Origin of the sequence: Vibrio sp. 10N.222.54.A3 (assembly GCF_041474095.1) — a bacterium.
Taxonomy (GTDB): Bacteria; Pseudomonadota; Gammaproteobacteria; order Enterobacterales; family Vibrionaceae; genus Vibrio; species Vibrio crassostreae_C.
Map to the genome: position 1 here is coordinate 1 of NZ_JBFRTN010000028.1, position 11,566 is coordinate 11,566.

The following is an 11,566-nucleotide window of genomic DNA, read 5'->3' on the forward strand; positions in this document are numbered from 1 at the left end:
CCGACTGTGGTGCTGAACTTTCAGGGCGTGAGTTCGTAGGTGCTGTCTCATCCACTTTCTGCGGTGATGCACTTGCCACTTGAGTTGCTGGCGCTACTGTACCCGTTTGAGCCGCCGACTGTGGTGCTGAACTTTCAGGGCGTGAGTTCGTAGATACAGTGTCAGAGGTCTTCGACGTCTCTACCGTTTCGGCTGATTTATTATCAGGAGCTACCTCTTGATTGCTTTGCACTTGGGTACGCTGATTATTACTGTCCTCTGGCTGTAATGGGCTACTAGGTAATGCGCTAACAACCATTGAAGCTAGTTTGGAGAAACCTGTTTGATCATTGCCTTGGGTTTGTTGTGTAGTTTTTTCCTTTGAATTATTTGCCTCTGTTGGTTGCGCATCAGGTTGGGTATTTTCTGTTGAAGCAAGCATCTCCTCTTTCTCTTGCAACGACGTAATTGCCTGATTAGCGGTCATTTCACCTGAACTTACAGCATTGAACAGTTGAGCTCCTTCTTTTACAGAAATCGTATTACTGTCAATGGAGTCAAAGATTTGTGATTTCTGTTCGTCACTCATACCACTGTTCTCTGATGCCTCCATAAGTGCCAAGCTTTGCGCTGCAGTTTCAGCGAATTTTGTCATTGAACTTGGTACTGGTGACGGCTCATTTGACGGTACAGAACCCGGCATTGCTGTGTTCGCTACGGTGTCATTAACACCCGTTAATGGAGTTGTTCCGTTAGATTGGCCCTCTTTAATTGCAGCTTCATTTTGCTCTTTACCTGTCGCTTCAAGTTGTGACAACTTCACTTCATTCGGTGTATCTTTAGATGCGTGGTAAGCTTTCTGGTGTTCGGCCACATCCTCTATTCCAATCTGCAGATAATGTTTAGATAACAATTTGCCATTTACGACATCGTAATTCTTATTGACCTCAGATTGATTTGATAGATTCGAAACTTGCTCATCAGTAAGGGATGTACCAAGTGTTGAGGCAACATGAGCAACGTTGTTGTAATCAATGTCTCTGAACCCGTCCTCAGAGCCACCCATAAACAGTTTATAGTCCTCTAACGCTTCCATGGTGTATTTGCCCGATGCAAGTCCACCGACTTCTTTGGCAAATGACTCATCCTCAGACATTTCCGTTCTTAGTTGTTCTATATTCCCAACCGCATTATTGTGATGCTTGATTTCAGTGTCACTGAGTAGCCCATCTTTATTGAGCGTGTTCTCATCACTGGTTAACGCGATCACAGCGGCGCCATATACACCTTCGGAATTAGTGGTGAGTCCAAAATCACGAGCACTTGGGCTAGTTGCAATTTGTGGTCTTGTTAGTAAATCAGCACCTTTATTCAATGGTGATTCTAAGTGCTTCATGTTTTCTGCGGCAGGCTCTGATAGCTGTTGCGCTGTCGCAGAGTGAAACTGAGAAACTAGCCCCGCTGCAATGTCATTTACCAATCCACCACCATCTTTCGCAGCACTCTTAACTTCTTGAGAAATTGGAGTTGGATTAACTGTATCAGTGGCAGTTTTAATGGCCTTAATTTCATCTGTTTTCTCAGGCGCAACTTTTGATGCATTGGCGCGAGCCTTATCAACATTTTCCCCGTGCTCATCTTTGATATTTTTGGTGGTCAATAATGTACCAACCTCACCCAGTCGTTCATCTCGTGTTTTCTCAAAGCCTTGCTGGTGTCTTTGAATTTCTTCCGGAATGCCTGCTACGGCTGAGTTGCTGGTGGTGTCTTTCACAGACCCTAAATTGTTACTCATCGTGGCAAAGTTTTTCGACATATCATTAAGTGCTTTGTCACCAATCAAGAAGTCGGCTTCATTGAATTTCTGCGAGATATCCATCAAGCCCGATTTCATTGAATTAATGTCTTTAGCGGTCGCCACTTCTTGATATTGATTAACCATTTCACTTGAGAAAAGTACTGCTGCTGCACGACCCACATCTCCGTGATAGTATTTAGATGCATCACGTTGTATTTGGAGGTTTCGGGCCTGAGCATTGGCATCAACGACTCTACGCTCCTCTGGGCTCATGTTGGCCATCTCACTTTCGGTGTTATAACCATTAGCCACCCACTCTTTAAATTCCTTATTGTTTGCCGCATTTGTAAAATTGGTTGAATAATTTTGATTCAAACCTTTTGCAACACCCAATGCGTGTTGCGTCGTTTCTTGGAATTGTTTCGCAGCTGTATAACTTTTCAGGTCTTGAATAGCATTTTGTCCCGTTTCGCCCCAACCTGTCGTTCTTGAAAGACCATGAACCTTTTGAATCGCTTCTTGACTAGTATATTGAGCACTGGTGCCGCCTTGTTCACTGGTCACGTAACCTAAGCTTGCCTGCAATGCCTCTGCCTCACGTTCCGTAAGGTTAAACCCGCCTTCTGCGTTAACCTGAACTCGGCCATCAAGACCAACCGAGAAATCACTTTTGCTTCTTGAACCCACTCGGTTTGTTTTTCCGGAACTCTTGTCATTACTCTTAGTGTCAGTAACTTGGACTCTTTCTGTTTTTGAATTGCCCTTATCTTCTATATGGCTAGTTCTCGTCACGGGGCCACGTCCGTGTCGTCCTGCAGCCTGAGAGCCCCCCTGCGTATTCGACATTGTTTTATTATTTTTTGCATTACTGTATTGGGTAGAGTCAGAAGCTTGAGTCGACGTCTTTGCACTCTCAGAGTTTTGCTGTGTTGAATCCTCTCCACTTCCCCAACCGAAACTTCCGCTACCCGAGCCACCACCACCCATTACTAACTTACCCATCAATTGAGTAATTTCTTGAGTATCTAGATTGGTGTTTTTCTGTAAACCTTCACGCACCTGCGCTGCAAATTGAGCATTTTCAGAATATTGATGACTATCACTACCGTTCACACTTTTTCCTTTTTGAATCTGCGTCATAAGCTGAGAAAGCTTGCCCCATGACTGTTGATGTGAAGCTTGGGATGATTGAACTCGCGACTCTGCCATACTTGATGTAAGGGATAAGTTACTGGTCATATTCGACATACCACTGAGTGTTGGCATGTTTTGATCTTGAATTTGATTTGTTGAATGAACCACACCGTTATCACCCATAGTCCAACTGTGATTACCCATTCTGAGTGAACCATTTTTGGCACCAACGGCAATATCTGGTGCGACAGCACTAGGATTAACATGTGCGGTTCCCCCGATCTTGCCAGCCATACTCACGGTTGCGTATTCGCCACCTTTCAAAAGCATATAAGCCAACATAGGAACCATTGTCGTCATGTAAGATGCGGTCGCTATATAACTTCGCGCTTCGGAATAGAAATTGGACAATCCCCCTATGGTGTATGCTGTTTGCTCAGTGATCGACGTTTCCAACGCATTTTGAATAGACCAATCGAGATAGAAGTTAATCAGAATCATCACAAATGGATACAATCCAACTAACACTAAGAATCGCATGTATGACGCGGCGATCTTAAAGCCCCCTTCACCAAAGATGATAAAGAAGGACATAAGTGGTGCAGCAAACCACACGAACGCTTCAAAAAATGAGATGGTGGCAGGGGCCATTTCAAGCCACAAGTTTCTGTCACCTGCCATAGTGAAAAGACGCTGTTGTTTAGCTTGATATTCCATAGCGTCAACAAGTTGGCCTCGTGCAGAATGACTAGCATCTAACCCCATAGCGTTCTTTTTGACGTGATAATCAAGGAAGTTATTCATTTGAAATGTGTAGCTGTCCATTGATGCAGAGCCCAACTGCTGAAGTGCAGAGCTTACTTGTGTCGCTGATATGCCTTTCGCTTCATTTAACTCATCGAGTCCGTCTGCTAATTTCGATTGGTCATTATCAATGTATGCGCTCAGTGCAGTGTAAGAGTCTTTACACGACATGAATGACGGTTGCCCTTCAAGATACATGTCGATGTACCAAATCGTTGAGCTGACCTCCATCGCGGCCCAAGCATCGACATTCGTCAATACATTGCCAACCTTCGCCTCTTGATAGGCTCCACCAACTTCCATGTCTTTGAACAAACAGCCATTCATGTAACTGTCTATGCTGCGTATGAAATCACTATCTGCATGCCCAATAGTACGAATATTCGGACTATTTACAGACCCTTCGATAGCCACCAGCGTTCTAAGTGCGTCTAAGTGTGTGCCTGAGTTCTGGGGCATCACAAAGATGTCACTCAAAATATCGATAAACGCGATAGGTACTTGAGTCGTTACAGCTCCACCGATAGCCAAACCAATAGGAATGTCAGTAAAATACGCTGAATCACCCGTACCAGCATGTTCGACTACAATGTCGACTCTCGGGTAGAAACACAGCATCCAGATAAGATAGCCCTTGCACACTGTTCCTAAGAATTCACCACCAATCTGACCCTTTTCAAAGAATTGTTTGAAGGCTGCAACGAAGAAGGAAAGAACTAATCCAAGACCGAACAAGTAGTTAGGCTGTCCAAATTCACCTGTTGATTGATCGAACGCCATCGACAAGCCAAGGAAAACTTGTCTAGCCCAATCAAAATTACCAATGGTATATATCAGAAATTCCATGACTTAGTTCTCCATACTCTTCTCGACTAACATATGCAAACGGTTCTTAGAGTCTTGTTGTTCATAGTGGCGGTCCACAATGTCCATCTGTATGTTCAACATTCCTCTTGCTTCTTTTATGTAGGCTTGGGCATTAGCATCGCTGTCGGCTTTAGCCGCGATTGCAACCGCATCCAAATACGCACGAGCAGATGTGAAAAATTGCATCGCAAAGTTGTACGCGTATTCATTAGCAATTGCCTCGTAGTAACCTTGGACCTCTGAACTTTTTCTGTATTTGGTCGCGAGTAAAGCTATGTAGCCATATACATCCATACCGCCACCCTGTATCACTGCTTTTTGAGTAGGACCAAAATCATTCGCACCGCGAGCACCTGTTCGATAGACCTCTAATACGCCTGCGGTCCCGTCTGTCGTTCCGTCCAACGCTTCTAAGAACTGTTTGTTCAACGGCCTCCAATCAATCGTTTCCTGAGTAATATCGAGACATTTAGAGCTGGCCACAGTATCTGGGTTACCGTCATTACACTTGAGCCTTGTCACTTGTTCTTGAGTATCAAAGCCACCAAAGGCGATATCTAGCAGAGTCAATGTCGCAGGAACCGGAGTTGTCGCAATTGAAGAGGTTTCGACACCTTGGCGGTCAGGGTCAGTGTTATCAGCAACATCTCGGATCTCGGTCCCAACTAGTGACATGACGGTTTCCGAAAATCTAGGGAAGAAGTCAGCGGCACCAACATTCATTTTTGATGTTCTCATGCCGTTAATTAGCAGGTTACCTGTCAGTAATTCCTCACCATTCTGAACTTTTTGGGAGAGCTCAAGCAATGAAGTGCCTGGGGCTATGTTTTGAAACCAATCAGCTGAATCTGTCGCAACACCAGTTGAGTTTGCGGCTTGACCGATTGCTAAAGCATCTCGGATTGATTGTTCATATGGGCCGACCGCGTTGGCCATTAATGCCTGACCCGCTTCACATGAGTTCTTGAAAAATTTGTTCCATTCATCCATCGCTTTTTTCAAGGCTTTGATGTTTGCAGCACACGTCGGACACAGAGCATCTAAAGCTAGGTTGAAGGCATACGACGCACTACCCGCTGCAATTTGTCTCATTGAGTTTTGGAGCATCCCTGTTAAATCTTTGATCATTGAAAATGAACCCAGATTAAGGTCGATTCCGTTACATCCGGCTTTCATCGACGGAACTTGAAAGTTCACGATATTTGGATCATGACTCTTAACACGGTATGAAAAAGAACCGAGTGCGATGGCGTTTTTATTACTGGTTTCGTAGTCGACAATACCATGACCTGTCGAGTACCCATTGAAGACGTCTTGCATTGGGTTGGCCAACACATTCATAGAGCATGTCAGCGAGGCGGCAACGATAAAAGACCTAATACGTTTCATAATTGATTGCCTCCTGCGCTTGTGCATTGACATTCTTTGTCAAACTTTTCTGTTGGTCTGATTCAGGCGAAGGGATAAACGGCAACACATTAAGTACCAACTCCTTCGCAATTTCGTAGCTGTCTTCAACCACTACTCGCTCATAAAACTGATATTCACTTGGTTCTAGAGTTTGAGGGTCAATAAGGTGAAGCTTGGCGAGTTCGTAGCTTGCTGACTCTGCAGAGCTATAAGCGGTCAAAGCTTCAGGGACCTCAAGAACGAGAGCTTCATAACGCAAAACTGGGAGCAAACTTGAATAGAAATTAAGTAGGCTGACTTTCAACGCGTTGATGTCGCCTTTATTCGACGTAATAGCGCCAAATAGCCGCTCGTAATCGGGCATTTCTACTATTTGTCGAGTCGTCGATTGATGGGAGTTGGTAGTGTTTGATGACGTAATCACGGGCTTTTGTGACTCGTTAGCCATCACTAATGTACTGAATGTCAGTAGAACCACTGGTATAAGCTTCATGACCATATCCTGATAGAGAACTAGGATTAGTGTTACTTAACGCCAGTGCAAAAAATTCAAATAAGGAGCCTTTTTTCGGTAATTAACGTGCAACTGATATAAAAAAGCCTGCTCATTAACTAATGAACAGGCTCCAATTAACCGCGATAAAGTTAGTAACCTTGCTGTGCCTTGAGGTTCGATTCTAAGATTTCAACTAGATAGTTTGCGTCTGTTAAGGCTCTTTCTTCATCAATATCTTCAAATCGTGTAATTTGCTGTAGTGACTCAACTGCCGACGCGTCGTTAAATTGTTCTTCTGAAATCACATTGGCCGTCTTTGCCTGAATAAGAACCAATCTGACTATTTCACTTTCAGTCACAATGCCTTGTGAAATGGGCGCTACGAACTCACCGGAATTACCGACTAAAAACAAAGCAGGCACTCTTTGAACGCCTAGCTCTTTATACTTCTGCTTGGTATCCGGTTGATACTCAGGAAACATACCATTTTCCATTGGCGCTAAATCGATGCTGATCGCATTTACATTAAAGCCATATTTGCTCATGAGGCGTTGGACAATTGGTGCTTGGCGTTTACAGTAATCACAAGTGCTCTCAAAAAAGAACCATAACCCCGCTTGTTTTGCTACTTCTTGAACCACTTCCTGTTCTGCACGATTCTTAGCTTCATTCTTAGCATTAAGAGCAAAACTCGATGTTGGCCTTGCTTGTGTTTCATCAAGAAGAGGGTTATTGATGACATCTTGCATCCACGCTTCCCTAAAAGCAGTCGCCTTGTCCATAATCACACGTTGCATGTATCGGGCTCGTTGGATGTTCTCCGGACTAGGGTCATTAATTGCTTCACCAACAAACTCCATAAAGTGCGCTCGAATCCATTTCGTCGACATAGGTTCAGGACCAGATTTTGCTGTACTTGGAGGGGCAATAGGGACTGGTGGAGACACGGGCTTTTTGGGTTCTTCTGGTTCAGGCTCCCCATAAAAGTGCCAACCTTGAGCGGCACTTTTATCATTGACGAAATTTGCATCTGCCGTCGCGGTAGCTGCAAATGCAAGGGCGCATAACATCGATAAGCCTAGATAGTTCGATTTCATAATCTATACCTCAGCGGCTTTGGCTTTACGACGATTTCTCGCTCTTTCTGCACGACAATGAGCACAACCAGTACCAGGTCTTTCAGTGTGGCCAATATATTTTGTCCCACACTCACATTTGAAAATGTGGATCGTACCGTCACCGATACGATGAAGGAGTTGAACAAATCGATTGAAATTCACGTAAGCACGTATGTCTTCACTCGATTCATCAAATACTCTTGCATAAGCATCAAGCATCTTGTCGATATTGTTTTGAAGCGGCAATTTTACTGATGGGTCATTGGAGAGGATTGAATAATAAGCCCAAAGCTTATTCGAGATGGGAAACGCTTCCGGTACTTGATGAAGAAAGCTCGCATCTTTACCCATTCTTGATTTTTTAAAGTCTGTCTGCATTCGGCCAAGCTCATGTTGAGCAGACTTAGGCACTGAACCTAAAAGGTCTTTAATTGTGGCTGCGTTTGCACCAAAGCGTACAAGATCGAGTGCTCGCGTCTCCAATTTCAGCGCCATTTGAGACGCTGTGGATAATTGTATCTCGGACATATGACTATCCTTTCAAATTGTGAACAGACTGAATTTAGATCATATCGGTCAAGGTACGCATACGAATGCGTTCTACGCCGACATTGTGACTTTGAAATTCATGAGTCTCTAAGGCATTCAACATCTCAGCTTCAGTACCTTCGTGAAATACGAAAGGATTTATACCGGCAGATGTGAACCTGACAATTTGAAACAACTCAAAACTAGCAAACTTAATGATTTCTTGTTGAGTTGCCATTAGCTCAATCATCGCAGAATGCGGATCTGTTTGAGCGAGGTTGTGCATTGCGAGAATTAGTGATTGGCACTGAAAACTCATCTCATCGGTAGAAGGTGTAGATTCAGAAGTGACATTGAGATAAGCGTTCAATCGTGTTCGATAATTTTCAAACTGGCCTGTTTCAATTGCGGTATTGAGAACCGATAAACCTGTTTGTTTAGTGCAGCCAGAACGTAATGGGGCAAGGGTAAAGATATGGTGCTGCATCTCTGCAAACTTCTCTAGAGTATCGGGCTCGATACTTATAAATCGATCTACGTCGATGTTAGTCAGAAAGTTAATTTGAGCGGAGCATTCTCTGTTAGTTAAAACAGATTGGTGTGCAGCTGACAATATGCGAGCGGAGATTGCACGCACGGCTGCCATGTGGCCTAGACGTTTCATAAGTAAATCTTCCATGCTTTTACGCGGTTTGAACGATCCCAACATTGACCTTTCAAACACCTTACTAAGCTCACCACGAGCGTTGTTAGGTTGCGTTTACAGTATTGACGTTGTGTTCATTTATACGAAATTACGAATTCCATAATACGCAATTTGTTTTAGTGAACTCTTGGATTATTGCATAAATGTATAAAATCACAACAATGATTACAAAAAAACATACACATTCTCAACATTAACCCTTGACTTATTACAAATGTACTATTTCTAAATCAACTGATTAATCCGCTTGAAGTCAAGTTATCAACCAGTTCCGTAGATACCAAATCTGCTGGGTCTGTCTGTGGTGATTTAGCTTCAGGTATCTGTGGAGAATTTTGGGAAGAACCGTGTTCGTTGTTGGTGTTCACGTTACCCAAAAATCGATTAATAATTGCTTCACCGGATTGGTGATATAACAGCCCCAATTGGAAAAGAATTGGGAGTAACCAACTTCGGTTTTCACAATGATTCAATTCGCTTAACAAAACTGGGAAATCACGTTTAGATATTCTAAATCGCTCATTAACCTTCTCGCCGTTGAACGGCATCGTAAGCTCAACTTGTGATGATATCTTTTCCCAGTTCGACTCGTGCAATCGCTTAATCACTGCGCCTTTGTTTAGTATTCGTCGCAACATTATGCGCTTAAACTTGGGACTATCGGGGATCTCGATAGCTCCCCTTTCCACCCAAGTCGACAGGTTAACATCGATACTATTACTCATAAGCTACGCAACCTTGTTTGAATTAACACCCGCGATTTGTCTAGCTAACTCAGCAAAACCAAGGCATACAGCAACTTCATGTTTCTCGACTAACTTCACAGTATGTCTCGGAAATGCACGTTCTAGCGCTCTCGCGAAATCGGGAGCTGGACCACCAGACACAATAAACTCTTGTATGTCTGATGCTTCACCAAGCATGTTTGTAAGTAAATCGACTGCTTCATTGCACAAACTGTCAATCAGCGGCAAGCAATCAAAGACACCATCAGCGACAGGGAAGTCATACGTTTCAGCAAATATTTCGAGCTTTTTCGTGTTGAATGCCTTGTCTACCAATTCGGTCCCGATGGACGTACCCAAAACCTCAGACAGGTAGGTGCTCAGGCTTCTGAGAATTTTCCCCTGACCTAGTTCGAATGCCTTTGTACGTTCTTCGTCGATTGTAAGCCCCGTTGAAGTCAAGAAGTCGGTTGTTCCATAACCTGGGTCAACAGTAACTCTCGCTCGGTTCCCAAGCGCCTCCATAATCCCGCAGTTCATTTTCTTTGCTTCAGACTTTGCATGATAAGTAAGTGCGCCAAGTGGCTGCGGCAATACATGTGCCTGTTTTACTCGGATCACTCGCCCATCCACATGATGTTCACCAATCATAAAATTGAGTAGTTCATCTTTACGATCAAGTTGGTTTAATGGAAGACCAGCCACCAGCAAGTCAATGCAATCCGTTTTTAATAGACTTAAGCCACCGATAAACAGCGCCTTGTAAGCCGGACTTGAGATGTAACGTTTATTAAGAAGTCTTTCGTTGGCGTCAGCTGCTTTTGACAAAACTCCCGGCCCCACTTCATAACTACTTCCGTCAATGTTCACTAAAACCGTATTTCGCTGAGTTGTGCCAAACGATTCCAGTCGCTTCAGCTCTGTAGGATTCACCTTTACAGCTCTTGATGGGAAGCAATGGTAATAACAGTGATCGCCTGTTATTTCAGATGCAACGCAGGTGGTTCCAAAGCCTACATCTATCGCTGCAACTTCCAGTTGTTTGTTCATAATCAATCACTCCGATCATTTGTCTTGATGTCAAACCTAGTGATACACAAAAATTGATGATGGTTTAGCAATTAGTGAGGGTATTTTTCATGTTTATTGTTAGCTGTTGAAAAATATCGTGCATGAATCGAATAAAATTGTATTGCGTATGAGGAAAATCGAGATGCTTGGGAAATATTGATAAACACCGTAATAAATCGGTTAAGAAATGACATTTGTAGAAACAATTGAAAAAAATTGCATAACATCGTTTCTATTTTGGTGGGATTGGGAATTGTATGGGAAGATTTGCGCGTTCTTGAAAGCAATTAGCCAGAAATCGAAAATCGTTACTCAAAAGAACGTCCATCAACCGACATACACATTTTGAGCGGTATTGTTAATCCTTATTTTCAATGACGCGCCTTAACGAAAGTAATCTAGTTCTGATCATCACTGCTAATCAACCACCATGAAACGACAGTTCGTTTCAGAATTTGGCATCACTGTCCCTACATATATCAATGGTGGTATCAAAATTCGACTAAAATTGAACCACCAAAACATTAGCACCTGCTAATGAATGAGATGTCTGACACCCCCCTCAATATATGTAGGGAATTTGAAAATGAGGATTTTATGAGTGTGGTGGACATATCTCCTACATATACATGGGGTGGTATCAAAAAGACGAAAAAGTGACTGGTGACAACGAAAATTCACACGAAAATTCAGCCTTTCGTCATATATTAGTGGTGGTGTACCACCCTCCGTATAGTAGTATTATAAAGGGGGAGCTAAAAAAAAGGCTCCCGCCAAGGGAGAGGTCGCTGGCGCATGGCAATTTAGAAAAGACCCTGCCCGAGAGTTAATCATTGACCGTGACACCCTAAGAATCGGAATCGACCCTGCCCGAGCATCTTTCATCGACCGTGACACCCTAAGAATCAGAATCGACCCTGCCCGAGCATC

The 11,566-nt window shown here is 43.4% G+C and carries 8 protein-coding genes; all 8 read right to left on the minus strand.

Annotation, left to right across the window (positions count from 1 at the left end; genetic code table 11):
• On the minus strand, positions 1 to 4,561 hold a 4,561-nt coding region (locus AB4507_RS08315; protein ID WP_372182518.1), incomplete at its 3' end, for a conjugal transfer protein TraG N-terminal domain-containing protein.
• A gap of 3 nt (positions 4,562 to 4,564) precedes the next feature.
• Positions 4,565 to 5,971 carry a conjugal transfer protein TraH gene (locus AB4507_RS08320; protein ID WP_170964548.1) on the minus strand — a complete coding sequence of 469 codons (1,407 nt, stop codon included), beginning with the start codon at positions 5,969 to 5,971 and terminating at the stop codon, positions 4,565 to 4,567.
• Positions 5,958 to 6,485 carry a hypothetical protein gene (locus tag AB4507_RS08325; RefSeq protein ID WP_136987106.1) on the minus strand — a complete coding sequence of 176 codons (528 nt, stop codon included), beginning with the start codon at positions 6,483 to 6,485 and terminating at the stop codon, positions 5,958 to 5,960. The genes AB4507_RS08320 and AB4507_RS08325 overlap by 14 nt, the downstream gene beginning before the upstream one ends.
• Before the next feature lie 152 nt (positions 6,486 to 6,637).
• On the minus strand, positions 6,638 to 7,585 hold the full coding sequence (gene traF, locus AB4507_RS08330) for a conjugal transfer protein TraF (protein WP_136987107.1): 948 nt from the start codon (positions 7,583 to 7,585) through the stop codon (positions 6,638 to 6,640).
• 3 nt (positions 7,586 to 7,588) lie between these two features.
• Positions 7,589 to 8,134, minus strand: coding sequence for a hypothetical protein (locus AB4507_RS08335; protein WP_136987108.1), 546 nt, complete (start codon positions 8,132 to 8,134; stop codon positions 7,589 to 7,591).
• Between the two features lie 34 nt (positions 8,135 to 8,168).
• Positions 8,169 to 8,798 carry a hypothetical protein gene (locus AB4507_RS08340; RefSeq protein ID WP_136987109.1) on the minus strand — a complete coding sequence of 210 codons (630 nt, stop codon included), beginning with the start codon at positions 8,796 to 8,798 and terminating at the stop codon, positions 8,169 to 8,171.
• Between the two features lie 272 nt (positions 8,799 to 9,070).
• A complete protein-coding gene (locus AB4507_RS08345) occupies positions 9,071 to 9,565 on the minus strand; it encodes a hypothetical protein (protein ID WP_136987110.1) in 495 nt (164 codons plus the stop codon).
• A gap of 3 nt (positions 9,566 to 9,568) precedes the next feature.
• Positions 9,569 to 10,615, minus strand: coding sequence for a ParM/StbA family protein (locus AB4507_RS08350; RefSeq protein ID WP_136987111.1), 1,047 nt, complete (start codon positions 10,613 to 10,615; stop codon positions 9,569 to 9,571).
• Positions 10,616 to 11,566: the final 951 nt, after the last annotated feature.